General features: G+C 71.2%; 23 protein-coding genes and 2 tRNA genes. 19 read left to right on the top strand and 6 right to left on the bottom strand.

From position 1 onward, the window contains the following. The first annotated feature begins 7 nt into the window (after positions 1–7). Together ACFYV5_RS09390 and nudC are read left to right on the top strand one after the other, a co-directional pair. On the top strand, positions 8–1,441 hold the full coding sequence (locus ACFYV5_RS09390; protein WP_389166220.1) for a dipeptidase: 1,434 nt from the start codon (positions 8–10) through the stop codon (positions 1,439–1,441). 35 nt (positions 1,442–1,476) lie between these two features. After that, a complete protein-coding gene (gene nudC / locus ACFYV5_RS09385; protein ID WP_355108295.1) occupies positions 1,477–2,433 on the top strand; it encodes an NAD(+) diphosphatase in 957 nt (318 codons plus the stop codon). 57 nt (positions 2,434–2,490) lie between these two features. Here the strand turns inward: nudC and ACFYV5_RS09380 are convergent, their stop codons facing one another. Continuing rightward, complete coding sequence (locus tag ACFYV5_RS09380) at positions 2,491–2,733, bottom strand: mycoredoxin (RefSeq protein ID WP_355108293.1); 243 nt, start codon at positions 2,731–2,733, stop codon at positions 2,491–2,493. Positions 2,734–2,935: 202 nt separating this feature from the next. Between ACFYV5_RS09380 and ACFYV5_RS09375 the strand changes: the two genes are divergently transcribed. The 5 genes from ACFYV5_RS09375 to ACFYV5_RS09355 all read left to right on the top strand — a co-directional run bounded on the left by ACFYV5_RS09375 (position 2,936) and on the right by ACFYV5_RS09355 (position 6,748). Continuing rightward, positions 2,936–5,065 carry an ATP-dependent DNA helicase UvrD2 gene (locus tag ACFYV5_RS09375; RefSeq protein ID WP_389166392.1) on the top strand — a complete coding sequence of 710 codons (2,130 nt, stop codon included), beginning with the start codon at positions 2,936–2,938 and terminating at the stop codon, positions 5,063–5,065. A 183-nt stretch (positions 5,066–5,248) separates the two neighbouring features. Continuing rightward, complete coding sequence (locus ACFYV5_RS09370) at positions 5,249–5,611, top strand: hypothetical protein (RefSeq protein WP_389166389.1); 363 nt, start codon at positions 5,249–5,251, stop codon at positions 5,609–5,611. A gap of 173 nt (positions 5,612–5,784) precedes the next feature. Further along, complete coding sequence (locus ACFYV5_RS09365) at positions 5,785–6,153, top strand: WhiB family transcriptional regulator (RefSeq protein ID WP_260228985.1); 369 nt, start codon at positions 5,785–5,787, stop codon at positions 6,151–6,153. Then, the gene (locus ACFYV5_RS09360; protein WP_329116269.1) at positions 6,150–6,473 is read left to right on the top strand and encodes a hypothetical protein; all 324 of its coding nucleotides are present in this window, start codon (positions 6,150–6,152) and stop codon (positions 6,471–6,473) included. The genes ACFYV5_RS09365 and ACFYV5_RS09360 overlap by 4 nt, the downstream gene beginning before the upstream one ends. A gap of 92 nt (positions 6,474–6,565) precedes the next feature. Continuing rightward, the gene (locus ACFYV5_RS09355) at positions 6,566–6,748 is read left to right on the top strand and encodes a hypothetical protein (RefSeq protein ID WP_389166214.1); all 183 of its coding nucleotides are present in this window, start codon (positions 6,566–6,568) and stop codon (positions 6,746–6,748) included. A gap of 6 nt (positions 6,749–6,754) precedes the next feature. Here the strand turns inward: ACFYV5_RS09355 and ACFYV5_RS09350 are convergent, their stop codons facing one another. Together ACFYV5_RS09350 and ACFYV5_RS09345 are read right to left on the bottom strand one after the other, a co-directional pair. Further along, entirely contained in the window at positions 6,755–8,113 is a 1,359-nt protein-coding gene (locus ACFYV5_RS09350) for an ABC1 kinase family protein (RefSeq protein WP_389166211.1), read from the bottom strand. 41 nt (positions 8,114–8,154) lie between these two features. Continuing rightward, a complete protein-coding gene (locus tag ACFYV5_RS09345; RefSeq protein ID WP_389166207.1) occupies positions 8,155–9,306 on the bottom strand; it encodes a ThiF family adenylyltransferase in 1,152 nt (383 codons plus the stop codon). A gap of 213 nt (positions 9,307–9,519) precedes the next feature. Here ACFYV5_RS09345 and ACFYV5_RS09340 point away from each other — a divergent pair, with 213 nt between their 5' ends. From ACFYV5_RS09340 to ACFYV5_RS09325, 4 genes are all read left to right on the top strand, one after another. Further along, a complete protein-coding gene (locus tag ACFYV5_RS09340; RefSeq protein ID WP_355108282.1) occupies positions 9,520–10,095 on the top strand; it encodes a M48 family metallopeptidase in 576 nt (191 codons plus the stop codon). A 114-nt stretch (positions 10,096–10,209) separates the two neighbouring features. Further along, positions 10,210–11,799: a TerD family protein gene (locus tag ACFYV5_RS09335; protein ID WP_389166203.1), complete on the top strand. Its 1,590-nt coding sequence runs from the start codon at positions 10,210–10,212 to the stop codon at positions 11,797–11,799. A gap of 13 nt (positions 11,800–11,812) precedes the next feature. Further along, positions 11,813–12,493, top strand: a complete 681-nt coding sequence (locus ACFYV5_RS09330) for an AIM24 family protein (protein WP_355108278.1) — start codon at positions 11,813–11,815, stop codon at positions 12,491–12,493. A gap of 19 nt (positions 12,494–12,512) precedes the next feature. After that, entirely contained in the window at positions 12,513–13,268 is a 756-nt protein-coding gene (locus ACFYV5_RS09325) for an AIM24 family protein (RefSeq protein ID WP_355108276.1), read from the top strand. Positions 13,269–13,330: 62 nt separating this feature from the next. Here ACFYV5_RS09325 and ACFYV5_RS09320 read toward each other — a convergent pair whose 3' ends face one another. Continuing rightward, on the bottom strand, positions 13,331–13,852 hold the full coding sequence (locus ACFYV5_RS09320; protein ID WP_355108274.1) for an NUDIX hydrolase: 522 nt from the start codon (positions 13,850–13,852) through the stop codon (positions 13,331–13,333). After that, on the bottom strand, positions 13,849–15,315 hold the full coding sequence (locus ACFYV5_RS09315) for a zinc-dependent metalloprotease (RefSeq protein ID WP_389166198.1): 1,467 nt from the start codon (positions 15,313–15,315) through the stop codon (positions 13,849–13,851). The genes ACFYV5_RS09320 and ACFYV5_RS09315 overlap by 4 nt, the downstream gene beginning before the upstream one ends. A gap of 191 nt (positions 15,316–15,506) precedes the next feature. On the opposite strand from ACFYV5_RS09315, the gene ACFYV5_RS09310 reads away from it, so the two are divergent. From ACFYV5_RS09310 to ACFYV5_RS09295, 4 genes are all read left to right on the top strand, one after another. After that, positions 15,507–16,616, top strand: coding sequence for an SDR family oxidoreductase (locus ACFYV5_RS09310; RefSeq protein WP_355108270.1), 1,110 nt, complete (start codon positions 15,507–15,509; stop codon positions 16,614–16,616). 78 nt (positions 16,617–16,694) lie between these two features. After that, on the top strand, positions 16,695–17,156 hold the full coding sequence (locus ACFYV5_RS09305) for a molybdenum cofactor biosynthesis protein MoaE (protein WP_355108268.1): 462 nt from the start codon (positions 16,695–16,697) through the stop codon (positions 17,154–17,156). 175 nt (positions 17,157–17,331) lie between these two features. Beyond that, positions 17,332–17,562, top strand: a complete 231-nt coding sequence (locus ACFYV5_RS09300; protein WP_355108266.1) for a hypothetical protein — start codon at positions 17,332–17,334, stop codon at positions 17,560–17,562. A 74-nt stretch (positions 17,563–17,636) separates the two neighbouring features. Next, on the top strand, positions 17,637–18,725 hold the full coding sequence (locus tag ACFYV5_RS09295; RefSeq protein ID WP_389166193.1) for a PDZ domain-containing protein: 1,089 nt from the start codon (positions 17,637–17,639) through the stop codon (positions 18,723–18,725). Between the two features lie 58 nt (positions 18,726–18,783). Here ACFYV5_RS09295 and ACFYV5_RS09290 read toward each other — a convergent pair whose 3' ends face one another. Further along, positions 18,784–19,338 (bottom strand): PPA1309 family protein, encoded by a 555-nt coding sequence (locus tag ACFYV5_RS09290; protein ID WP_355108262.1) that lies wholly within the window; start codon positions 19,336–19,338, stop codon positions 18,784–18,786. Between the two features lie 135 nt (positions 19,339–19,473). Between ACFYV5_RS09290 and ACFYV5_RS09285 the strand changes: the two genes are divergently transcribed. From ACFYV5_RS09285 to ACFYV5_RS09270, 4 genes are all read left to right on the top strand, one after another. After that, on the top strand, positions 19,474–22,449 hold the full coding sequence (locus tag ACFYV5_RS09285; RefSeq protein WP_389166189.1) for a UPF0182 family protein: 2,976 nt from the start codon (positions 19,474–19,476) through the stop codon (positions 22,447–22,449). Between the two features lie 52 nt (positions 22,450–22,501). Next, a tRNA-Met gene (locus ACFYV5_RS09280) sits at positions 22,502–22,575 on the top strand. 205 nt (positions 22,576–22,780) lie between these two features. After that, positions 22,781–24,790: a tetratricopeptide repeat protein gene (locus ACFYV5_RS09275; RefSeq protein ID WP_389166187.1), complete on the top strand. Its 2,010-nt coding sequence runs from the start codon at positions 22,781–22,783 to the stop codon at positions 24,788–24,790. Positions 24,791–24,836: 46 nt separating this feature from the next. Continuing rightward, positions 24,837–24,910, top strand: a tRNA-Met gene (locus ACFYV5_RS09270). The last annotated feature ends 30 nt before the right edge of the window (positions 24,911–24,940 follow it).

Here is a 24,940-nt window from a genome sequence, read left to right as displayed (position 1 = left end):
CAGGAGCATGAGCGAGACCCCGGACAACGCCGTCCAGACCGTCAGTACCCAGGCCGTGCGCACGTACATCCAGCAGCACCGCGCCGCCTTCCTCGACGATCTCGCCCAGTGGCTGCGCATCCCCTCCGTGTCCGCGCAGCCCGCCCACGCCGAGGACGTACGGCGCAGCGCCCGGTGGCTCGCCGACAAGCTGTCCGCCACGGGCTTCACGACGGTCGAGATCTGGGAGACGGAGGGCGCGCCCGCGGTCTTCGCGGAGTGGCCCTCCGGCGACCCGGACGCCCCGACCGTGCTCGTCTACGGCCACCACGACGTCCAGCCCGCCGCCCGCGAGGACGGCTGGCACACCGACCCGTTCGAGCCGCACGTCACCGACGGCCGGATGTACGCGCGCGGTGCCGCCGACGACAAGGGCCAGGTCTTCTTCCACACCCTCGGTGTCCGGGCCCACCTCGCCGCGACCGGACGCACCGCCCCCGCCGTCAACCTCAAGCTGATCGTCGAGGGCGAGGAGGAGTCCGGCTCCCCGCACTTCCGGGCCCTCGTCGAGGCCCACGCGGACCGGCTCGCCGCGGACGCCGTGATCGTCTCCGACACCGGCATGTGGTCCGAGGACACCCCGACCGTCTGCACCGGCATGCGCGGCGTCGCGGACTGCGAGATCGAGCTGTACGGCCCGGACCAGGACATCCACTCCGGTTCCTTCGGCGGTGCCGTGCCCAATCCGGCCACCGTCGCCGGTCGTCTGGTCGCCGCCCTGCACGACGACGACGAGCGCGTCGCCATCCCCGGCTTCTACGACGGTGTCACCGAGCTCTCCGACGCCGAGCGCGCCCTCATCGCCGAGCTCCCGTTCGACGAGGCGGCCTGGCTGGCCACCGCGCAGTCCCACGGCACCCTCGGCGAGGCCGGCTTCTCCACCCTGGAGCGCGTCTGGGCCCGCCCGACCGCCGAGGTCAACGGCATCGGCGGCGGCTACCAGGGCCCCGGCGGCAAGACGATCGTCCCCGCCTCCGCCCAGCTGAAGCTCTCCTTCCGGCTCGTGGCGGGACAGGATCCGGCCAAGATCGAACTCGCCGTACGCGACTGGCTCGCCGCGCGTATCCCCGCCGGCATCCGGTACGAGATCGTCTTCGGCGCCCCGACCCGGCCCTGCCTCACCCCGCTCGACCACCCGGCCCTCGAGGCGGTCGCGGCGGCGATGAGCCGCGCCTTCGACGGCGCCAAGGTCCGCTACACCCGCGAGGGCGGCTCGGGCCCCGCCGCCGACCTCCAGGACGTCCTGGGCGCACCGGTGCTGTTCCTCGGCATCTCGGTGCCGTCGGACGGCTGGCACGCCCCGAACGAGAAGATCGAGCTCGATCTCCTCCTCAAGGGCGTCGAGACCACTGCCCACCTGTGGAGCGACCTGCCCGCCGCCCTCCACACCGCCGCGCGATGAACCCACACAACGATCCGGGGGAGTTGGAAGTACCTGTGTCCACCTTGAACAGCCAGTTCGCGGACCGGCCGATCTCGCTCACCGCCCCGAGCGACATCGACCGTGCCGCCCACCACCGTCTCGACGAGGCATGGCTCGCGGCGGCCTGGAGCCACCCCACGACCCGCGTCTTCGTGGTCTCCGGCGGTCAGGTGCTGATCGACGAGCCCGCGGACGACGCCGAGGGCCGCACCGAGCTCGTCATGACCCCGGCCTTCGAGGCCCCGGTCACCGAGACCCACCGGTACTTCCTGGGCACGGACGCCGACGGCGTCTCCTACTTCGCCCTGCAGAAGGACTCCCTGCCCGGCCGCATGGACCAGTCCGCCCGGCCGGCGGGGCTGCGCGAGGCGGGCATGCTGCTCTCGCCCCGCGAGGCCGGCCTCATGGCGCACGCCGTGGCCCTGGAGAACTGGCAGCGGCTCCACCGCTTCTGCTCCCGCTGCGGCGAGCGCACGGTGATCGCGGCCGCCGGTCACATCCGTCGCTGCCAGGCCTGTGGCGCCGAGCACTACCCGCGGACCGACCCGGCGGTCATCATGGTCGTCACGGACGAGGAGGACCGCATCCTGCTCGGTCGGCAGGTCCACTGGCCCGAAGGCCGCTTCTCGACCCTCGCCGGCTTCGTCGAGCCCGGTGAGTCGATCGAGCAGGCGGTGATCCGGGAGGTCTTCGAGGAGGCCGGTGTCACGGTCGGCGAGGTCGAGTACGTCGCAAGCCAGCCCTGGCCCTTCCCGTCCAGCCTGATGCTGGGCTTCATGGCCCGCGCCACCTCGTCCGAGATCAACGTGGACGGCGAGGAGATCCACGAGGCCCGCTGGTTCTCCCGCGAGGACCTGACCACCGCCTTCGAGACGGGTGAGGTGCTCCCGCCGTACGGCATCTCGATCGCCTCCCGGCTGATCGAGCTCTGGTACGGCAAGCCGCTGCCCAAGCCGGGCGACGTCGCCTGACACGGAACAGCCCCCGCCCGGCATCGCCGGACGGGGGCTGTTTTCGGCCAGGCGGGATCAGACGCCGACCTTCTGCTTGACCTGCGCGAGCGACGGGTTCGTCAGCGTCGTGCCGTCGGCGAACAGCACCGTCGGAACGGTCTGGTTGCCCCCGTTGGCCTTCTCCACGAACGCGGCCGACTCCGGGTCCTGCTCGATGTTGATCTCCGTGTACGCGATGCCCTCGCGGTCCATCTGGCTCTTCAGCCGACGGCAGTAGCCGCACCACGTGGTGCTGTACATCGTCACAGTGCCCTGCATGGCCTGGCGCTCCTCTGTTCGCGGGTGGGTGCCGAGGGAAAGAACGTACGCGCCGCCGCCACCATTCCCATATTCGTACGACCGGCGGCCCCGCCCTGTGGACAACCCGCCGCACCGACCCCCGCGAACCTGGCAGCATGGCGGGGTGACAGCAGCAACGCACTCCACTCTCTTCCCGCAGGTCCCCGAGTCGGCCGACGCGGTGCTCGACGGGCTCGACCCCGAGCAGCGCGAGGTCGCCCTGGCCCTGCACGGCCCGGTGTGCGTGCTGGCGGGAGCCGGCACGGGCAAGACGCGGGCCATCACGCACCGCATCGCGTACGGAGTGCGGGCGGGCATACTCCAGCCCGGCAGCATCCTGGCCGTCACGTTCACCAACCGGGCCGCCGGAGAGATGCGCGGCCGTCTGCGGGAGCTCGGCGCGGGCGGCGTCCAGGCCCGCACCTTCCACTCCGCCGCCCTGCGCCAGCTCCAGTACTTCTGGCCGAAAGTCGTCGGTGGTGATCTTCCCCGGCTCCTGGAGCGCAAGATCCAGCTCGTCGCCGAGTCCGCCGCGCGCTGCCGCGTCCGGCTCGACCGCAACGAGCTGCGTGACGTCACCGGGGAGATCGAGTGGGCCAAGGTCACCCAGACCGTGCCCGCCGACTATCCGGCGGCCGTCGCCAAGTCCGTCCGGGAGGCTCCCCGCGACCCGGCCGAGATCGGCCAGATCTATGCGATGTACGAGCAGCTCAAGCGCGACCGCTCGGTGATCGACTTCGAGGACGTGCTCCTGCTCACGGTCGGCATCCTCCAGGACCGGCACGACATCGCCGACCAGATCCGCCGCCAGTACCAGCACTTCGTGGTGGACGAGTACCAGGACGTCTCCCCGCTCCAGCAGCGGCTCCTCGACCTCTGGCTCGGCGACCGCGACAGCCTCTGCGTCGTGGGCGACGCCAGCCAGACCATCTACTCCTTCACCGGCGCCACCCCCGACCACCTGCTGAACTTCCGCACCCGGCACCCCGACGCCACGGTGGTCAAGCTCGTCCGCGACTACCGCTCCACCCCGCAGGTCGTCCACCTCGCCAACGGACTGCTCAGCCAGGCCCGCGGCCGGGCCGCCGAGCACCGCCTGGAGCTGATCTCCCAGCGCGACCCGGGACCCGAGCCCGCCTACACCGAGTACGCCGACGAACCGGCCGAGGCCGAGGGCACCGCCCGCCGCATCCGCGATCTGATCGCCGCCGGCGTCCCGGCCGGCGAGATCGCCGTGCTCTACCGCATCAACGCCCAGTCCGAGGTCTACGAGCAGGCCCTCGCCGACGCCGGCGTGCCCTACCAGCTGCGCGGCGCCGAGCGCTTCTTCGAGCGCCAGGAGGTACGGGAGGCGGGCATCGCCCTGCGCGGCGCCGCCCGCGCCGGAGGGAACGACTCCCTCCTCGACGACGCCGACGACCTGCCCTCCCAGGTCCGCGCCGTGCTCTCCACCAAGGGCTGGACCACCGAACCGCCCGCCGGCTCGGGTGCCGTCCGCGACCGCTGGGAGTCCCTCGCCGCGCTGGTCCGCCTCGCCGAGGACTTCGCCCGGGCCAAGCCCGGCGCCGGCCTCTCCGACCTGGTCGCCGAGCTCGACGAGCGGGCCGCCGCCCAGCACGCCCCGACCGTGCAGGGCGTCACCCTCGCCTCCCTGCACGCGGCCAAGGGCCTGGAGTGGGACGCCGTCTTCCTGGTCGGTCTCACCGAGGGCATGATGCCGATCACCTACGCCAAGACCGACGAGCAGGTCGAGGAGGAGCGGCGCCTGCTGTACGTCGGCGTCACCCGCGCCCGGCTCCACCTCTCGCTCTCCTGGGCGCTCTCCCGCTCCCCGGGCGGCCGCGCCTCCCGGCGCCCCACCCGTTTCCTCAAGGGGTTGCGCCCCGGCTCCGGCGGCCTCGGCGCGGCCGGAGCGGGCGGCGGCGGCTCCGTCGAGCGGGGCGGCGGCGGCCGGCGCAAGCGCCGGGGACCGGTGCAGTGCCGCGTCTGCGGCGCGACGCTCACCGAAGCCGGTGAGATGAAGCTGATGCGCTGCGAGGACTGCCCCTCCGACATGGACGAGGCGCTCTACGAGCGGCTGCGCGAGTGGCGCTCAGACCAGGCCAAGCAGCTCGGACAGCCCGCGTACTGCGTGTTCACCGACAAGACGCTGATGGCGATCGCCGAGTGCGTGCCGTCCAGCGACGGGGAGCTCGCCGGCATCTCGGGGGTCGGCGCCCGCAAGCTCGACCGCTTCGGTGCCGACGTCCTGGCCATCTGCGCGGGCGAAGAGCCAGGTGAGGAGCCTGGAGGAGAGGACGAGGAGGACTGAGGAAAACTCGTCGAAAAAATAGTTTGCGCACCCCCCGTCAAGCCCCATAGGTTCTTAACCACGGAAACAGCGGCTTCTTCGAAGCCCTGTCTTCGTGCTGTACTTGTCCAAATGAAGATGAGGGTCCGGCTCACCCCGAGCCCTCCGAGACGCCGAGAGGAGGCGATTCCCGTGATCAGCAACATCAACAGCACCAACGTCAGCTTCGTCAGCACCGACAAAATGACCGATCGCTCCGTCGTCTCCACCTGCTCGCTCGGCCTCTCCGGCTCGGCGTTCATTGGCAGCGGCCTTCCCGGCACCGGTCTGTCCGGCGCCGGCGTGGCTCACGTCGCCGCCCTGCGGCCGGCGGCCGCCCCGGCGGGTCTTCCCGTCATGGAGCGCAATGAGCGACCGACCAAGGCACTGGAAGCAGGAGTAGCAGCAGTCAAGGCCGCCCAGGCCTATGGCTTTGCGGCGACCGGTGCCGAAACCAAGCAGCAGACGACGCAGCACCACACGATGTGGGCCTTCCGTGGGCTCGAACCCTGGAGTGATCCAGCCTGATCTCGATCAGGCCGGCGCCTTCAGGGCCGCGGAACCCCACCCGGGATCCGCGGCCCTTCTGTTTGTCCCCGAACGGGGATGACGGAGCGAAGGGGCCTCGGGACCAAGCGACACCCGGTACCAGCCGAAACCCCGGCCAACAGGCCGGAACGACCAGACGAGGAAAGCCACCCGTGCAACTCGAAGCGCACGCCCCGTCCGTACCGCCTTCCGAAACGATCCCCCCGCCCGGCCTCACGGAGGACTCCACCTTGACCCCCCTCACCGCGCTCACCGCGCTCGACGACGCCATCGAGAACCTCGGCGTACCCGTCCCCTGCCGCTCGTACGACCCGGAGGTCTTCTTCGCCGAGTCCCCGGCCGACGTCGAGTACGCCAAGTCCCTCTGCCGTACCTGCCCGCTGATGGAGGCATGCCTCGCCGGCGCGCAGGAGCGGCGTGAGCCGTGGGGCGTCTGGGGCGGCGAGCTGTTCGTCCAGGGTGTGGTCGTGGCCCGCAAGCGGCCGCGTGGTCGCCCGCGCAAGAACCCGGTCGCGGCATGAACGTCACCGGAACCATCGACCGACCCCTCACGCACGATCCCCAGAAGCAGGCCCCGATGACCTCTTCCACGAGCGAGCCCTCCGGCTCCGCGACCCCAGACGTTTCCATCACCGGCGCGAACGCCTCGCGTCAGAACAGGACCCGTGAGATGCAACTCATCCCAGAAGCCCTGGCTCGTGCTCATATGCACGACCGCCTGCGGGAAGCCGACGCGGAACGCCAGGCCGTGCGCCTGGTCGCCGCCCGGCGGATGCAGCGGCGCGCCGAGCGCGTCTCCCTGCGCGCCCGCCGTGCACTGGCCATGGCCGTCATGCACTGACCCGGACAAACTCGCGGGGGCTGGTCCGAACGGACCGGCCCCCGCGGTGCGTTGCGGCGCGGCCGCGCCGCCGCCGGACTATCGTCGTGAGGGTGAACGACGCCCGGCCCCCCGAGGAGCCCATCGTCTGCGCCCGCTGCGGCAGGACCGCCGAGGAACCCCCGGTGACCTGGACCTTCTCCGTGGAGAACGGCGCCCGCCGCTACCTCTGCGAGGCCTGCTCCCGTGAGAACCTTCGCTCCATCGAGGGCCGCCTCGACCCCTCCTGGTGGTGATCCCCTCTAGGCTTCGTCCTCCGCGACGAAGCCGGGCAGCCACTCCTCCAGTTCGTTGCGCAGCCGCACCGTCGCGTTCAGCTGACAGAGCACGCCGATGGTGCTCAGGGTCACGCGGTGTATCAGCAGGTACGACGGCGGCAGGTTCAGCTGCTTGCCCAGCTGGTGCGCGGGGGAGCGGAGGTCGGCGATGCGGGCGGCCTGGGTCCTGATCCAGCCCCGGGTGAACGTGAAGACCTCGGCCTCGGCCGGCTCGATGATCGGCAGCAGGTACGCGAGCACCGCGTCCGGGTCGAGGTCGATGGACTCCTTGACGAACCCCTCCTCGCGCAGCAGCTCGTAGACCGTCTCGGCGTCGCCCTCCAGGGTCAGCCGCAGACAGGTGCCGATCGTCTCCGGCAGCCCGCCCGGCAGCCGGTCCACGGTGCCGAAGTCCAGCACCCCGAGGCGCCAGCTCTCCGGGCCCGCCGCGTCCTCATCGTCGTTCCCGCCCGGAAGCAGCCGGAAGTTGCCGGGGTGCGGATCGGCGTGCAGCAGTCCCGTGCGGGCGGGGCCGGAGAAGAGGAAGCGCGCCAGCAACTGGCCGGCCCGGTCCCGCTGCTCCTCCGTGCCGCCCTCGATCACTTCGGACAGCGGGATGCCGTCGATCCACTCCGTCACCAGGACCTGGTCGCTCTGGTGCACGACCTGAGGAACCACCACATCGGGATCGTCCGCGAACACCTCGGCGTGCTCCCGCTGGGCCTGGGCCTCCAGGCCGTAGTCCAGCTCCTCCGAGACCCGGTCGCGCAACTCGGTGATCAGCGGCTTGATGTCCATGCCGGGGATCAGCGGACCGAGCAGCCGGGCGAACCGGCTCAGCTGCGTCAGATCCGAGAGGAGCGCCTCGCCCGCCCCTGGGTACTGCACCTTCACCGCGACCTCACGGCCGTCGTGCCACACCGCCCGGTGCACCTGGCCGATGGAGGCCGCCGCCGAGGGCTTGTCCTCGAACTCCAGGAACAGCTCCCGCCACTCCTCGCCGAGCCGCTCCTCCAGGACCCCGTGCACCGTGCGGGTCGGCATCGGCGGCGCCGCCTCCTGGAGCTTGGTGAGCGCCGCCCGGTACGGGCCCGCCACCTCCTCCGGCAGCGCCGACTCGAAGACGGACAGCGCCTGCCCGAGCTTCATCGCCCCGCCCTTGAGTTCCCCCAGCACCTTGAACAGCTGCTCGGCCGTGCGCTGTTGCAGCTCGCGCGCGACGATCTCGGCGGACTTGCCACCGATCCGCTTGCCCAGACCCCAAGTGGCCCGTCCTGCGAAGCCCAGGGGCAACGCGGCCAACCTGGCGGTCCGGGTGACCGCCTTCCGGGGTAGATCAGACATAAGCCCCTCCAAATCCCAGACTGCCGTGCCGCACAGGGCGGTTACCCCGCCATTGTGTCCTGCGGGGTCGAAGCCTCCACGTCGCGCTCCCCCTCTGCGCGACGAACCGCGCCGCACGGACACGCCGGATGCGGCCCCATCCGCTCCGCCCGCCACTCCAGAAGCGGCAGCGAGGCCTCGAAACGGCCGCCCGTGCTGGCCGGCAACTCCCCGTCCAGAAAAGCCAGAGCATGGGCCGCGGCCAATCCGGCCACCGCCGTCGCGAGACCCAGATCACAGGCCGGCAGGGCGTCGGGCGCACCCGAGCGCCACTGCGCCAGCATGCGCGGCCACACCGGATCCCGGTCCGTCCGCGCCTCCTGCACGCACCCCGCGCACGCCGTCCCACCCGGCAGCACCAACGGCCCGACGAAGCCCGTGGCCTCCAGCACCCCCGCGTAGAGATGGGGAGTGCCCGTGGTGATCCAGCTCTCGGCGAGGACCGGATCGGGGAGGTAGGCGGCGAGGCCGTCCCTCGGTGTCACCACGACGAGTGAGAGTGCCGGCTCCCGCCCGCCCTCACCCGGCTCGCGCCCTGCCGCCCGTGGTGCGCGTCCGCCCGGGGCCGAGCGCCCCACGAGCCGCCGCGCCGCCACGGCCCGGCGCTCGCCCACCGCCTCGGTCGGCAGCCCGCCCGGCGCCACCTCCCAGGGCTCCACCGATCCCGAGTCCAGCACCTCCACCCGGCCCACCCCGGACGCCGAGAGCAGAGCGGCGACCGAGGCGCCGACCCGTCCCGCGCCCCGGACCTGGACACGCAGCGCCCGCCGGGCGGCCAGCCGCCGCAGCGCGCCGTCCGGCTCCTGGTGGATCACGGAGAGTGAGGCGAGATCCGCGCGGAGCGGGTCGAGCGCGCCGTCCTCGGGTGTGGCGGCACCGGCCTTCCCGGGCCGCCCGGCCGAGCCGTCCGCGATCAGCCCCGCCTGTGCCAGTCTCCCGAGCAGCCGCTCGAGGAGTCCGTCCGGCAGTCCCAGCGCACGGGCCTCGCCCCGCAGCCGTTCCATCCCGCGGGTGCCGTCGAGCAGACCCAGCAGGCTGCCGGTGGCCATGTCGACCGGGCCCACGACCACCGCATGCGCGGGAGTGGCCCCGAACTGCACGCTCTGCAGATTTCGCCAGGCGCGCCGCAACGCCGGTTTCAGCATCGGATGCATTTCCGTCCCCCGTGATCTTGATCGGTCGCCTTCTTCGCGCTCGGCCGTTCCCCTCCGGCCGTTGTCAGATTGCCCGGGTTCCGAGGTGGTCGCCGAAAGTTGTCCACAGGGGCGGGGTATTCATCATTCAAATGGTGCACGGTGTGACGGGATCGCGGCAGAACCGTCCCGGAGGCGGGACTTCCCGTGCTGACAGCGGGTAACGTCGGGGCCGTGCCCGCCGACCCACAGCGCAGCGTGACAAGCAGCCCGCCCCGCGGCTCGGGGACGAGTGCGGTCGAGGTCCGCAGAAGCTCCCGGCGGAGCAGAACCGTCTCCGCCTACCGCGAGGGCGACCGGACCATCGTGCTCATCCCGGCCCGGATGTCCGAGGCCGAGGAGCAGCGCTGGGTGACGGTCATGCTGGACAAGCTGGCCGCGCAGGAGAGCAAGCGGCGCCTCGGTGACAGCGAACTCACCGAGCGGGCCGAGCGGTTGTCGGAGCAGTACTTCGGCGGCCGGGCGCGGCCCACGTCCGTACGCTGGGTGACCAACCAGAACACCCGCTGGGGCTCGTGCACTCCGTCGGAAGGCAGCATCCGCCTCTCGCACCGGCTCCAGGGAATGCCCGAGTACGTCGTCGACTACGTCCTCGTCCACGAACTGGCCCACCTCCTGGTGCCGGGGCACGGCCCCCGCTTCTGGCGGCTCCTGGAGGCGTACCCGCGCACCGAACGGGCCCGGGGGTACCTCGAGGGCGTGGTCGCGGCGGACCGGCTGCCCCATCTGCCCGCAGCCCGCGGCGAGTAGCCACGCTCCTCGTCAAATCTGTACCGAATGCGTACCAGCTTGGCTCAATGTCAGGTTCAGCCGTTAGCCTGGCGCGACGGATTCACCTTTCGGGATGGGGGACGGTCGTTACGCATGGCCAGGGAATTCCAACGCGGCCACAAGGCCAAGATCAGTGATCTGACACCGGGGACCGATCTGTACGTAGGTGTGCAGATCGCCGCGCCCGGGCTGACCTTCGACATCAGCTGTTTCGGTCTCGACGCCAACGAGCAGCTCTCGGACGACCGGTACTTCATCTTCTTCAACCAGCCGAAGTCGCCGGAGGAGTCCATTCAGCTCCTCGGCGCGCAGTCGGGCGACACGGAGTCCTTCCGCGTCACGCTGGACCGCATCCCGGCGAACATCCACAAGCTGTCGTTCACCGCGACCATCGACGGTGCCGGGCAGATGTCGCAGATCGGCCCCGGCTACATCCGCATCGTGGCGGGCGGTGAAGAGGTCGTCCGCTACCCCTTCACGGGCTCCGAGTTCTCCACCGAGCGGGCCGTCATGCTCGGCGACTTCTACCTCAAGGACGTCTGGCGGTTCGCGGCCATCGGGCAGGGCTTCGACGGCGGCCTGGACGCGCTGCTGAAGAACTTCGGCGGCGAGGTCGCCGAGGAGCAGCCCGCGGCCCAGGCCCCGCAGGCGGCCCAGGGCTTCGCCCCACCGGCGTTCGGTGCGCCCGCCGCGCCGGCTCCGGCGCCCGCGCCGCAGGCCCCGGCCCAGCCGGTGCACGCGGCTCCCACCATGGCCGCGCCCATGGCGCCGCCCGCTCCGGCTCCGGCCCCCGCTCCCGGCCCGTACGGCCAGCCGCAGCCTCCGCAGCAGCCGCAGTTCGGTCAGGTCCCGGGCCAGGCCCAGCCCTACGGTCAGCCCGCGCCGGCGCCGTACGGCCAGCCCGCGCCGGCCGCGTACGGTCAGCCCGCGTTCGGCCAGCAGGCCCCCGGTATGCCTCCGGGCATGCCCCCGGGCCAGATGGGCGTCCCCCAAGGGGTGCCTCAGGGCGTTCCGGCCACCGGTGCCGGGCTCGCCGCCGCGCTCGCGCCGTACAAGGAGACCGCGACCGGCGCCCGCTGGACCCCGCAGAATCAGCAGCTCATGCGGGTCGACCTGGCCATGGGCGGCGTTCCCGTCCTCGCCCGCCAGGGCAGCATGGTCATGTACCAGGGCAAGGTCGAATTCGCCCACAAGGGCGCCGGTTTCACCGGCCGGATCGTCGGCAACGCCACCGGCCAGGAGATGCAGCTGATGCGCTGCACGGGCCGCGGCCAGGTCTTCCTCGCGGAAGAGGGCGCCCACCTCCACCCGATCGAGCTCCAGGGCGACGGCATCTGCGTCTCCGCCGAGAACGTGCTCGCCTTCGACGAGTCCCTGCAGTACGAGGTCCGGCGGATCGAGGGCCACGGCATCCCCGGCGGCGCCCTGTTCACCATGCAGTTCCAGGGCACCGGCACGGTCGTCGTCAAGACGCACGGCACGCCGGTCGTCCTGCCCGTCACGCCGACCACCTTCGCCGACTGCAACGCCGTCATCGCCTGGTCGTCCGCGTCCCAGGTGATCCTCTCCACCCAGGTCCGGCTGCGCCGCAACGCGTACCCGGGGCACAGCGGAGAGACGGTCAACCTGCAGTTCCGGGGAGCTCCCGGCAACTTCATCGTCGTCCAGCCGTACGAGGTCTGAGGGAGCCCGAACAATGAACCAGCAACTCGCGGGCTTCGCCCCGACCCCGATGGCGGCCCGGATGGAGAACCACGGGCGCACGATGCTCAAGGTCGCCATGGCCTCCGGCCAGGACCTCTACGCGCGCACCGGCTCGATGGTCGCCTACGAGGGCTTCGTCACCTACGAGCCCAATCCGCCCGCCGCACGCCAGGTCGCCCAGCAGTGGGTCACCGGCGAGGGCGCGCCCATCATGAAGTGCTCCGGAGACGGACTGCTCTACCTCGCCGACTACGGCGCGGACGTCGTCGTGATCAACCTGCAGAACGACTCGCTCTCGGTCAACGGCACCAACCTGCTGGCCTTCGACGCCCACCTCCAGTGGGGCGTCGAGAAGGTCAAGGGCCTCGCCAAGTTCGCCGGACAGGGCCTGTTCAACGTCGAGATCGCCGGAACCGGCTGGGTCGCCCTGACCTCGCGCGGCACGCCGATCGTCGTCGACTGCGGCCGGGGCGAGGACGAGACGTACGTCGACCCCGACGCGCTCGTCGCCTGGTCACCGGCGCTCAAGGTCAAGGGCAAGCGCAGCTTCAAGGCCTCCTCCCTGATCGGGCGGGGCAGCGGCGAGGCGTTCCAGATGGCCTTCTCCGGCCAGGGCATCGTCGTCGTACAGCCGAGCGAGGACAGCACCGACCGCCTGCGGATCCGGGGCTGAGGGGGAGCGAGAACACACCATGCAGAGCCCGCTTTTCAACTACGCCGAGCAGCAGAGCCAGGAACGGTACGTCATCCAGAACCCGCAGCTGCTGCGGGTCGCCCTCACCGGCTCGGACGACGTCCTCGCCCGCAAGGGCGCCATGGTCGCCTACCAGGGGCTCGTCGATTTCGACGGCGAGTACCAGACGCCCAGCCAGCGCCGCGCCCAGGCCCGCACCGGTGAGGGCCTCGACCTGATGCGCTGCTCCGGCCAGGGCACGGTCTACTTCGCCAACCTCGCCCAGTACATCCACGTCGTGGAGGTCGAGCAGGAGGGCATGACCGTCGACAGCTCCTACGTCCTGGCGCTGGACTCGACGCTGCACACCGAGGTCATCGCCGTGGACAGCCAGTACGGCATCTCCGGCTCCGGCAAGTACCAGCTCAACATCTCCGGCCGCGGCAAGGTCGCCCTGATGACCTCCGGTCAGCCGCTGATGATGCACGTCACGCCGGACAAGTACGTCAACGTCGACGCGGACGCGATCGTCGCCTGGTCCACCGGGCTGCGGGTGCAGATGCAGTCGCAGACGCACAGCACGAACATCCGCCGCCGCCGTGGCACCACGGGCGAGGGCTGGGAGCTCAGCTTCCTCGGACAGGGCTTCGCCCTCGTCCAGCCCAGCGAGGTCATGCCGCCGCAGAACGCGGCCATCGGCCAGGGCCTCGCGGCCCAGTTCGGCGCCGGTCAGCAGGGTTCGCACGCCCAGAACCAGAACAACGCCTGGAACTGAGCCCGTTCACGTGTAAGGGGCGGTCGCCAATGGCGACCGCCCCTTACACGTGCCGTGCCGTGCTACAGCCGGGCGCGGGTGCCTTCGAGCAGCCGCACCACCGAGGCGTCGGCCACGGAGGCCACCTCGTCGTACGCGAACCAGCGCAGGTCCAGCGACTCCTCGCTGATGGCCTCCACCGAGCCGACCGGTGCGAGCGCCGCGTACTGCACGTCCAGATGCCAGTGACACGGCGCCGGGATCGGATGCCGGTCGAGACGCACCGGGCCGCCGGGCAGCAGCGTCAGACCGGGGATGCCGGACTCCTCCGTCGCCTCCCGCAGCGCCGCCTCCGCCAGGGTCGTGTCACCCGGCTCGCAGTGGCCGCCCATCTGCAGCCACATACCGAGCTTCTTGTGCAGCGTCAGCAGGACCCTGCCGCGCTCCGGATCGACGACCAGCGCGCTGGCCGTCAGGTGTCCGGCGCCGCACGCCTTCCACATGCCGTCCTCGTGCGCGGCCAGGTGGTCGAGATAGGTCTGACGCAGCTCTTCCTGGTTCTCGTACGCCTTCAGTACGAGAACCGCGTCGTCGTGCAGGCTCACTTGTCGGTGTCGTCCTCGTCGTCCCTGGCGCCCTCGGCGTCCCCTGCGTCCTCGGCGTGCTCCCGCTTGCCGGCCGCCTCGCCCAGCATCTTGTCGATCTCCGAGAAGTCGAGCTGCTCGCGGTGGACGAAGCCGTCCGGGTCGTCCAGGTCGGACGCCGTCGGCAGCATGTCCGGGTGCTCCCACAGGTCGTCACGGCCGTCGACCCCGCGCGCGTCCGTGAGCGAGGCCCACAACCGCGCGGCGTCCCGCAGCCGGCGCGGACGCAGCTCGAGACCGATCAGCGTCGCGAAGGTCTGCTCGGCGGGACCGCCGCTCGCCCGCCGCCTGCGCAGCGTCTCGCGCAGCGCGTCCGCCGAGGTCAGCCGGGACTTCGCGGCCTCGTGGACCACCGCGTCCACCCAGCCCTCGACCAGCGCGAGCGCCGTCTCCAGACGGGCCAGGGCGGCCTTCTGCTCCGGCGTGTCCTCGGGCTGGAACATGCCCTGCTGCAGAGCCTCCTGCAACTGCTCGGGATGCGTCGGGTCCAGCTGACCCACCGCCTCCTCCAGCTTCGAGGTGTCGACCTTGATCCCTCGGGCGTAGCCCTCGACCGCACCGAACAGATGCGAGCGCAGCCACGGCACGTGCGCGAAGAGCCGCTGATGGGCGGCCTCGCGCAGGGCCAGGTACAGCCGCACCTCGTCCTTCGGGACACCGAGGTCCTTGCCGAACGTCTCGATGTTCAGCGGGAGCAGCGCCGCCTTGCCGGCCGGTCCGAGCGGCAGACCGACATCGGTCGAACCGACGACCTCGCCCGCGAGCGCGCCGACGGCCTGCCCGATCTGCTGACCGAACATGGCGCCGCCCATGGAGCGCATCATGCCGATCAGCGGGCCCGCCATGGCCTGCATCTCCTCGGGCAGCACGTCGCCCATCGCCGCGCCGACCCGCTCGGCGACCGGGTCGACCAGCTGCTGCCAGGCCGGCAGCGTCGCCTCGACCCACTCCGCGCGGCTCCACGCCACGGCCGTGTGCGCGCCGGAGGGCAGCGAGGTCACACCGTCCAGCCACAGGTCGGCCAGGCGCACGGCCTCCTCGACCGCGGCCTTCTCCGCCGGACCCACACTGGCGTCCTTGGTGCCGTCGGACGTGCCCTGCGCGACCACCTGACGGGCGATCTGCTTGGCCATGTCCCAGTTCACGGGACCGCCCTCGTAGGAGAGCATCTGGCCGAGCTGCTGGAAGGCGGCGCCCAGGTCGTTGGGGTTCAGCGAGCCGAACATCGCGGCGAACGGATTGTCCGCGCCGCCGGGACCGCCCATGCCCGGCAGACCGCCGAAGCCGAACGGATTGGCCCCGAACGGGTTCGCGCCGCCCTGGTCGCCGGACCCCTGGCCACCTGCGGGGTCCTTCTTCTTGCCTTCGTCGCCGTTCTCCGGCTCCTCCGGCGGAAGGCCGAATCCGAATGGGGAGTCACTCACAGGTTTCCTCGGCTCGTAGGGCCGCCGGCTTCCTGCCGACGGCGACTGCCCGCTACACACCACCAGCGTAGACATCCGGGCCGGATATGGGCTCGGTGCTCCGCCGGGCCGTGGCCTGCGGCAGGATGGACGCCACCTGGTACGTACGCGTCATTCGTGTACGTACTGAAGACAACCGCTGGAGACGCCCGGTGAGTTCCCCAGATCCTCAGGTTCGCGCAGCGCGAAACATCTCGACCCGCTCCACGGGGCGCGGCCCCGTGGTCGCCGTCACCGGTGCCGCTTCCGGGGTCGGCGACCTGCTGACCAGGCGCCTCGCCGCCTCGGAGGAGATCAAGCAGGTCATCGCGATCGACGAGCGCCGGGGCGAGGTCTCGGAGGCGCAGTGGCACATCCTCGACGTCCGCGACCCGGCGATCGCCGAGAAGCTGCGGGGCGCCGACGTGGTCGTGCACCTCGCCGTCGACCTCGACCTCGAGTCCGACGCCGCCGCCCGAACGGCCTACAACGTCCGCGGCGCGCAGACCGTCCTCACGGCGGCCGCGGCCGCCGGTGTGCACCGGGTGGTGCTCATCACCTCCGCGATGGTCTACGGCGCCCTGCCCGACAACGACATCCCGCTCTCCGAGGACGCCGAGCTGCGGGCGACCGCCGAGGCCACCGGCGTCGGCGACCTGCTGGAGATCGAGCGGCTCGCCCGGCGCGCTCCCCGCGCCCATCCGGGCCTGCACGTCACCGTCGTCAGGCCCGCCGTCCTGGTCGGCGGTACGGACACGGCACTGACCCGCTACTTCGAGTCCCCCCGGCTGCTCGTGGTCGCCGGCTCCCGTCCCACCTGGCAGTTCTGCCATGTCGAGGACCTGGTCAGCGCACTGGAGTACGCGGCCCTGGAGAAGGTCGACGGAGAGTTCGCCGTCGGCTGCGACGGATGGCTGGAGCAGGAGGAGGTCGAGGAGCTCTCCGGGATCCGGCGCATGGAGCTGCCCTCCGCGGTCGCCCTCGGCGCCGCGGCCCGGCTGCACCGGATCGGGCTCACCCCGTCCCCGGCGGGAGACCTGGCGTACACGATGCACCCGTGGGTGGTCAGCGTCGGACGGCTGCACGACGCGGGCTGGCGGCCGGCGTGGACCAACGAGGAGGTGCTCGCCGCGCTCCTGGAGGAGGTCGAGGGCCGGCACACGGTCGCGGGCCGCCGGCTCGGCCGCAAGGACGCGACGGCGGCGGGTGCGGCGGGCGCGACGGTGGCGCTGCTCGGCACGGCGGCGCTGGTCCGGCGGGCCCGGCGCCGACGGGGACTGTAGGACCCTCCTACGGAGGGTCCGTCCCACCGGTCGAAAGCGCTATTCCGCGATGTCCGTGCCGTGCGGCACCATGGCCCCATGGCACGAACCAACGACCACCCCGGCGAGCAGGTCGCAGCCGATCCGATCAAGCTGCTCGCGATCCGTGAGACGCCGCTCTCGGTCGACGAGGTCTTCCGGGCGGTCGGCGACGACGCGGCCGGGGGCACGACCCTCTTCGTGGGCACCGTGCGCAATCACGACGGTGGTGCGGACGTCGACGCGCTGGGGTACTCCTGCCACCCGTCCGCCGAGGCCGAGCTGCGCCGGGTCGCCGAGAAGGTCGTCGCCGACTATCCGGTCCGCGCGCTGGCCGCCGTCCACCGGGTGGGCGATCTCCAGGTCGGCGATCTCGCGGTCGTCGTCGCGGTCTCCTGCCCCCACCGCGGCGAGGCCTTCGAGGCCTGCCGCAAGCTCATCGACGACCTCAAGCACGAGGTCCCCATCTGGAAGCACCAGACTTTCTCCGACGGCACCGAGGAGTGGGTGGGGGCCTGCTGAAGGGCTGCTGAATGCCTGATGAGCGGCGGTCGGCAAGCCGACGCGCCGACGTCGTGTAGTCGAACGCCCCGATTTGCGTAACCGGGCCCCCGGCAGCAGCGTTGAAGCTGCAGATCGTTAGTCTGCTGATCGGCCGGGTTCCGGTCGGTTGCGGTCGCTCATTGGGGAGGTCGGGATGGCAGCGCTCGCCTGGTTGCTGATTCCGCTTTTCGCAGTCGTCGGCGCGGCGATATGGGGAAGCTGGGCCCAGCGGAACAAGACCATCGGGGACGTGGCGGAGCTCGCCGGCTACGCACGCTTCCGTGACGCCATGGAGCGTTCCCATTCCGGTATGGACGCCGCCGGTCAGGAGATGACCGCCGCGGCCTCGGCCTCCTCCGTACGCAGCAGCCACGTCTCCGGCTGACCTCCCACCGCCGGCCGCCTCGTACGGACCCGCCCCACAGGTGCACTCATGGACCGGTCCCGTACTGTCGTTCCATGCCACGCCGCACTGCGACGATGCTCGCCTCCACCCTGGTCCTGATCACCCTGCTCTGTGTGGGCGTCCTGGTTCCGGTGCCGTACGCGGAGATGAGCCCCGGCCCCACGGTCAACACCCTGGGGGAGGCCGACGGGGAGCCCGTCCTCCGGATCTCGGGGCACCAGACGTACCCCACCGACGGGCATCTCAACATGACGACCGTCCGCGTCACCAGTGCGGACTACCGGATGAACCTGGTCGAGGCCGTCTACGGCTGGCTCGCCCACGACAACGTGGTCGTCCCCAAGGAGACCCTCTACCCGGACGGCAAGACCGAGGAGCAGTCGAGCCAGGAGAACGCCGAGGAGTTCAGCCAGTCGCAGGAGAGCGCCAAGGTGGCCGCCCTCACCGAGCTGAACATCCCGGTGACCAGCCGGGTCGTCGTCGCCACCGTGGTGAAGGACAGCCCCGCCCAGGGCAAGCTGCACGCCGGGGACGTCATCAAGGCCGTCGACGGCGTCCCCATGAAGGACCCGGGTGACGTCGCCAAGCAGGTGACCAGGCACAAGCCGGGCGAGAAGGTCGAGTTCACGATCGTCCCGGCCAAGGAGGCGGCCGCGGCCGAGAAGGCCCGCAGGGAGCCCACCGCCACCCAGAAGGTCACGATCACCACCGCGGAGTCCAAGGAGGGCGACCGGGCGATCGTCGGCATCCAGGCCGGCACCGACCACGTCTTCCCGTTCACCATCGACATCAAGCTCGCCGACGTCGGCGGGCCCAGCGCCGGTCTGATGTTCGCGCTCGGCATCGTCGACAAGCTGACGCCCGGCAGCCTCACCGACGGCAAGTTCATCGCCGGGACCGGGACCATCGACGACAAGGGCGAGGTCGGCCCGATCGGCGGCATCGAGATGAAGCTGGTCGGCGCGCGTGACGCGGGCGCCCAGTACTTCCTCACCCCGGCCGACAACTGCGAGGCCGCCGCCTCCGACATCCCCGACGGTCTCACCCTCATCAAGGTGAACACCATCGACGATGCGACGAAGTCGCTGGAGAAGCTCCGCAAGGGCGACAGCAAGAACCTGCCGAGCTGCTCGAAGAGCTAGGACGACGAGGAAGGGGCGCCCCGGTCACCGACCGGGGCGCCCCTTATTTTCGTACGTCTCAGGACTCGAACGTCGCCGCCAGGGCGTCCGCAAGACCCGGCACCAGGTCCGACCCGGTCAGCACCTCGTTGGGGGAGTCCTTCTCGCGCAGCCGGATGGCCGCCTCGCGGGCTCCGTTACGGAGGACGGCCACGGTCATGCGGACCTCCTGGCGGTCGGGGTGCCGGGCCACCCACTTCGCCAGACCGGCTTCGTCCAGGCCTTCCGGCACGGACGCCTCGGCCGACGGCGGCAGCATCAGCCGCTCCACCGTCATCGCGCAGCCGGCCACCGCGTCGGGCCAGGCGATGGTGCCGAGGAACTCGTCGAGGGGCTTCCCCTTGGGCAGCTCCTCCTGCTCGATGGGGGTGAAGGCGGCGGCTTCCGTGCCTTCGAGGCCGAGCTGGGAGGCGAGTCCCGGCTCCTGGGCGCGCAGTCGGGCCGTGTCGACGAGGGCGAAGAGCCGGGCCGGGCGGTCCCAGCCGAGGCCGGAGGCGTACTCGTCGATCTCGAGCACCGCGCGGGTGAGGGGGCTCGCGGCCATGGGGGTGCCGGAGGGGGAAACGTTGGACATGACCCATATCCTGCCTCCTTCGCACCCGAAGACGGGAACTAGGTAAAGCTTCAGTAAGTTGCACCAGTGGGCTCTACGATCGCGGGGCCTGCTTATCGACGCATCAACCTCGAGGGGCGCACGTTGGCTTTCCAGATGCCGGACCGCGGAGGCGGCGGAGGCCCGTCCGGGCCAAGGATCAGAGTCGGCCGGCCGTCCCGGCGGGCCCGCACGCTGCTCATGACCCTGGGCGTGCTGGCCGTTCTGGCCATGGTGTTCGTCATGTTCGCCGGGTTCTGGACGGACTGGCTCTGGTACCGCTCGGTCCATTACTCGTCCGTGTTCACCACCACCCTGTGGACCAAGATCAGCCTGTTCGCCGTCTTCGGCCTGCTCATGGGGCTCGCCGTCGGCCTGAACATCTGGCTGGCGCACCGGCTGAGGCCGCCGCTGAGCGCGATGTCGCTCGAACAGCAGAGCCTCGACCGGTACCGGATGGGCCTGGCCCCCTACAAGAAGTGGGTGCTCCTCGCGATCACCGCTCTGGTGGGCCTGATCGCCGGTGCCTCGGCCTCCGGCCAGTGGCGGACCTGGCTGATGTGGGTGAACGGCGTGCCGTTCGGCCAGAAGGACCCGCAGTTCCAGCTGGATGTGGCGTTCTACGCCTTCGACCTGCCCTGGTACCGCTTCCTGCTCGCCTTCGGCTTCGCCGCCACCATCCTGTCGCTGATCGCCGCCGCGCTGACGCACTACCTGTACGGCGGACTGCGCATCACCAGCCCGGGTGCGCGCGCCACCGCCGCGGCGACGGGCCACCTGTCGGTGCTGCTCGGCGTCTTCGTCACGCTGAAGGCCGTGGCGTACTGGCTCGACCGGTACGGCCTCGCCGTGAAGTCCAGCGACTTCAAGGCGGCCGGCAACTGGACGGGTCTGCGGTACGTCGACGCCAACGCCTACCTGCCGGCGAAGACGATCCTCTTCTGCATCGCCGTGATCTGCGCCGTGCTGTTCTTCGCGACGCTGTGGCGCCGCACCTGGCAGCTGCCGGTGATCGGCTTCGGGCTCATGGTCCTCTCGGCGATCCTGATCGGCGGCCTGTACCCGGCCATCGTGCAGAAGTTCCAGGTCCAGCCGAACGAGCAGGCCAAGGAAGCGCCGTACATCCAGAAGAACATCGACGCGACCCGCAAGGCGTACGACATCGACGCCACCGAGCCGGAGAACTACTCGGGCAAGTCCACGGTCAAGGCCAAGGACCAGCTCCGCACGGACTCCGACACGGCGGCCAGCTACCGGCTGATCGACCCGAACATCGTCTCGCCGACGTTCCAGCAGCTGGAGCAGAAGCGGAAGTACTACCAGTTCCCGACCACCCTGGACGTCGACCGCTACAAGGGCCAGGACACCGTCGTCGGCCTGCGTGAGCTCAACATCAAGGGCATCCCGAAGCGGAACTGGATCAACGACCACTTCACGTACACCCACGGCTATGGCGCGATCATGGCCGCGGGCACGCAGACGGACGCCAACGGCTCCCCGGTCTTCACCGAGTCCGGCCTGCCGACCACGGGGCAGCTCGGGCCGTACCAGCAGCGGATCTACTACGGCGAGAAGACCGATCAGTACTCGATCGTCGGCGGCCCGCAGAAGGAGCTGGACTACGAGGAGAACGGCGAGAAGACCACCAGCTACGAGGGTAAGAGCGGGGTCAACCTCTCCAACACCTTCAACCGCGCCGCCTACGCGGTCGCGTTCAGCGAGCCGCAGATCCTCTACTCGGGAGCCATCGGCGAGGGTTCGCGGATCCTCTACAACCGCACCCCCAAGGAGCGCGTCGAGGCGGTCGCACCCTGGCTGACCATCGACGGCGACGCCTACCCGGCGGTCGTCGACAACAAGATCCAGTGGATCGTCGACGCGTACACGACCACCAACGGCTACCCGTACGCCTCGCGCACCACGCTGGGCGAGAGCACGGCCGACGCGCTGACGGTCGGGAACCAGCAGCGCGCGGTGGTCGCCCAGCAGAACCAGGTCAACTACATCCGGAACTCGGTGAAGGCCACCGTCGACGCCTACGACGGCACGGTCACGCTGTACCAGTGGGACACGGAGGACCCGGTCCTCAAGACCTGGATGAAGGCGTTCCCGGACACGGTGCAGCCGCGTGAGGCGATCAAGGACAGCCTCATGCAGCACCTGCGCTACCCGCAGGACATGTTCAAGGTCCAGCGCGAGCTGCTCACCCGGTACCACGTGAAGGACCCGGCGCAGTTCTACAGCGGCTCGGACGCCTGGCAGGTGCCGGACGACCCGACCAACGCGGACCGCAGCGCCGTCCCGCCGTACTACCTGAGCATGAAGATGCCCGGGGACAAGCAGCAGCAGTTCTCGCTGACGACGACGTTCACCCCGAACGGCCGGCCCAACCTGGGCGGTTTCATGGCGGTCGACGCGGACGCCGGCAGCAAGGACTACGGCCGCATAAGGCTGTTGCGCGTCACCTCCGACGTCCCAGGGCCGGAGCAGGTGCAGAACAAGCTCAACAGCCTTCCGTCGGTGGCGACCTTCGTCCGGGACATGAAGGGCGCCGACTCCGACATCCGGTACGGCAACCTGCTGACGGTGCCGCTCGACGGCGGCTTCCTGTACGTCGAGCCGGTGTACGCCCAGGGCCGCAACGCGCACTACCCGCTGCTGAAGAAGGTCGCGGTGTCGTACGTGGACGCGGACCAGCCGGAAGGTGACACGACCAAGGACACCACGGTGTTCGAGGACAACCTCACCGAGGCGCTCAACGCGGTCTTCGGGGTGGAGGGCACCACGCCGCCCCAGCAGCCGGAGCAGCCCGGCACCAAGCCGCCGACGACGCCGACGACCAACGACGCGGCGCTGAAGAAGGCCATCGCCGACGCGCAGAAGGCGTACGACGACGGTGAGGCGGCTCTGCAGAAGGGTGACTGGACCGCCTACGGCAAGGCCCAGGAGGCTCTGCAGAAGGCGCTCCAGGAGGCCGCGGAAGCCGGCGCGAAGCTGACCCCGGCGGACCAGAAGCCGGGCGAGCAGAAGCCGGGGGCGACACCGTCGACCAGCCCGAGCCCGTCGACCGGCGCGAGCCCACCGAGCGGCTGACCGACCTGGTCAGGCACCACCCCCGCGTCGTGATACCTTGAGGACACAACGACGCGGGGTGGAGCAGCTCGGTAGCTCGCTGGGCTCATAACCCAGAGGTCGCAGGTTCAAATCCTGTCCCCGCTACTGAAGACAAGGGCCCGGATCCATCAGGATCCGGGCCCTTGTCGTGTTCGGTGGGACTGTGTCGGGCCTCGAAGCGCCGTGTGGTGGGGGCGAGTTGGGGCCAGACGTGTTTGACTTATCTCTCTGTGGGCATGTCGACAAAACGCTGAAGTGACCTCACTGGCTGCGGTATACCAGGTGTACGCGCGTTGCGGGTGGTGCGACGATGGAATTTATGGGGGACAGGGCAACTCTGTTGGAGACAGGGCGGTTTGTGCAGCGGCATGTCAAGAGTGCCGCAGATGACATCATCGAGGCCGCGGTGGCCGTCGATGCGGCCGTCGACACCACCGCCGAGAACGAGACCGAGACAGAGGCACGCCACCGGCGTGCCGCCGAGCGCGGCGACGCCGCGTCGATGAGCGTGCTGGGCGCGCTGCTGCTGCGCCGCGGTGACCTCGACGGCGCGGAGCCGTACCTGCGCGGCGCCACCGCGGAGGGGGACCGCGCGGCCGCCAACAACCTGGGTGTCCTGCTGCACCAGCGCGGATACGCCGACGAGGCGGCCGGCTGGTGGCGGGTCGCCGCCGTCGCGGGCTCCGCGCCCGCCGCCCACGCGCTCGGCCGCCACCACCGCGAGCGCGGTGACGAGCCCGCCGCCGAGTACTGGCTGCGCCAGGCCGCCGAGCAGGGCCACGCCCTGGGCGCCTACGCCCTCGCCGATCTCCTGGAGCACCGCAGCGACGTCGGTGCCGAGCGGTGGCTGCGCGCCGCCGCCGAGCGGGGCCACCGGGAGGCCGCGTACCGGCTCGCGCTCGCCCTGGAGCGGCGCGCCCAGGAGGCGACCAGGGGCCCGTCCGCCTCCGGCCTCTCGGCACGCGACGCGCTCGCCCACGACACCGCGCAGGCCGGGACGGCCAAGGCCGACGCCACGAAGACCCCCACCGCCAAGGCGAACACCGCCAAGGCCGGCACGGCGCAGGCCGGCACAGGTGCGGTCCGTGCCGCCGCCGTCGCGCCCTCCGGTGAACTCGCCGAGGCGGAGCAGTGGTTCCGCCAGGCCGCCGCGCGCGGGCACCGGCGTGCCGCGCTGCACCTCGGGGCGATCCTGGAGCAGCGGGGCGAGCTCAAGGAGGCCGGGCGCTGGTACCTGAGCTCGGCCAAGGAGGGCGAGGCCAAGGCCGCCTGCGCGCTCGGTTTCCTGCTGCGTGACGCGGGCGACGAGGAGAGCGCCGCGGTGTGGTGGCTGCGCGCCGCCCAGGACGGCGACGGCAACGCCGCCAACGCGCTCGGCGCCCTGCACGCGGCCCGGGGCGAGCAGCAGACCGCCGAGCGCTGGTACCGCGCCGCCATGGACGCGGGCGATGTGAACGGGGCGTACAACCTCGGGCTGCTCTGCGCCGCCCAGGACCGCGTCCAGCAGGCGGAGCAGTGGTATCGCCGTGCCGCCTACGCGGGTCACCGCGAGGCCGCCAACGCGCTCGCCGTGCTCCTGCTCCAGGCCGGGGACACGGGGGGCGCCGAGCCCTGGTTCTCCAAGGCCGCGGAGGCCGGCAGCGTCGACGCCGCCTTCAATCTCGGCATCCTCTACGCGGGTCGCGACGACGACCGTACGGCGCTGAGCTGGTACGAGCGCGCGGCGGCCGCGGGGCACACCGAGGCCGCCCTCCAGGTCGGCATCGCCAGCCTGCGCGACGGCGACGAGCAGACCGCCGAGCGGTATCTGCGGTGCGCGGCGGGCGGCGGCAGCGCCGAGGCCGCGTTCCGGCTCGCCACCGTCCTCGACGCGCGCCGGCCGGAGCCCGGCCCGCCCGCGCTCGGGGCCCCGCGCGAGGAGAAGACCGAGTGCGAGGAGTGGTACGAGCGGGCCGCCCAGCAGGGCCACCGGCGTGCCCAGGTGCGGGTGGGCATGCTCGCCGCCGCGCGCGGTGACGTGGCGGACGCGGCCCACTGGTACCGCGAGGCCGCCGAGGCCGGCAGCCGCAACGGCGCGTTCAACCTCGGCCTCCTCCTCGCCCGCGAGGGCAGCGAGCGGGAGGCCGCCCTGTGGTGGACCCGCGCCGCCCGCGCCGGACACGGGCGCGCCGCGCTGCGGCTCGCGCTGCTCGCGGCCCGGCGGGGGGAGCTGTCGGAGGGGCGGCGCTGGTGCACGCGGGCCGTGGAGCTCGGGCCCGCGGAGGTGGCCGAGCGGGCTGCCCGGCTGAGCGAGGCACTGCACCAGGAGCTCACCGCTTAAGCGATTTGCGCTGGTCGAGGGCGTCCCGTAAGGTTGGGTTCACCGACGCGGGGTGGAGCAGCTCGGTAGCTCGCTGGGCTCATAACCCAGAGGTCGCAGGTTCAAATCCTGTCCCCGCTACTCAGTAGCAACGAAGGCCCGGGTCCAGTC

Origin of the sequence: Streptomyces sp. NPDC003035, assembly GCF_042888285.1 — a bacterium.
In the GTDB taxonomy this organism is placed as follows: Bacteria; Actinomycetota; Actinomycetes; order Streptomycetales; family Streptomycetaceae; genus Streptomyces.
Note: the sequence above shows the minus strand (reverse complement) of the source record. Positions and strands in the feature narration are given on the sequence as shown.

What these genes read in the sequence shown, in the direction of transcription:
- ACFYV5_RS09325 (WP_355108276.1), top strand. Translation starts at nt 12,513, where the DNA reads ATGCAGAGCCCGCTTTTCAACTACGCCGAGCAGCAGAGCCAGGAACGG.
- ACFYV5_RS09300 (WP_355108266.1), top strand. Translation starts at nt 17,332, where the DNA reads ATGGCAGCGCTCGCCTGGTTGCTGATTCCGCTTTTCGCAGTCGTCGGC.
- ACFYV5_RS09330 (WP_355108278.1), top strand. Translation starts at nt 11,813, where the DNA reads ATGAACCAGCAACTCGCGGGCTTCGCCCCGACCCCGATGGCGGCCCGG.
- ACFYV5_RS09360 (WP_329116269.1), top strand. Translation starts at nt 6,150, where the DNA reads ATGAACGTCACCGGAACCATCGACCGACCCCTCACGCACGATCCCCAG.
- ACFYV5_RS09345 (WP_389166207.1), bottom strand. Translation starts at nt 9,306, where the DNA reads ATGCATCCGATGCTGAAACCGGCGTTGCGGCGCGCCTGGCGAAATCTG.
- ACFYV5_RS09335 (WP_389166203.1), top strand. Translation starts at nt 10,210, where the DNA reads ATGGCCAGGGAATTCCAACGCGGCCACAAGGCCAAGATCAGTGATCTG.
- ACFYV5_RS09295 (WP_389166193.1), top strand. Translation starts at nt 17,637, where the DNA reads ATGCCACGCCGCACTGCGACGATGCTCGCCTCCACCCTGGTCCTGATC.
- ACFYV5_RS09275 (WP_389166187.1), top strand. Translation starts at nt 22,781, where the DNA reads ATGGAATTTATGGGGGACAGGGCAACTCTGTTGGAGACAGGGCGGTTT.
- ACFYV5_RS09380 (WP_355108293.1), bottom strand. Translation starts at nt 2,733, where the DNA reads ATGCAGGGCACTGTGACGATGTACAGCACCACGTGGTGCGGCTACTGC.
- ACFYV5_RS09350 (WP_389166211.1), bottom strand. Translation starts at nt 8,113, where the DNA reads ATGTCTGATCTACCCCGGAAGGCGGTCACCCGGACCGCCAGGTTGGCC.
- ACFYV5_RS09305 (WP_355108268.1), top strand. Translation starts at nt 16,695, where the DNA reads ATGGCACGAACCAACGACCACCCCGGCGAGCAGGTCGCAGCCGATCCG.
- ACFYV5_RS09290 (WP_355108262.1), bottom strand. Translation starts at nt 19,338, where the DNA reads ATGTCCAACGTTTCCCCCTCCGGCACCCCCATGGCCGCGAGCCCCCTC.
- ACFYV5_RS09285 (WP_389166189.1), top strand. Translation starts at nt 19,474, where the DNA reads ATGCCGGACCGCGGAGGCGGCGGAGGCCCGTCCGGGCCAAGGATCAGA.
- ACFYV5_RS09390 (WP_389166220.1), top strand. Translation starts at nt 8, where the DNA reads ATGAGCGAGACCCCGGACAACGCCGTCCAGACCGTCAGTACCCAGGCC.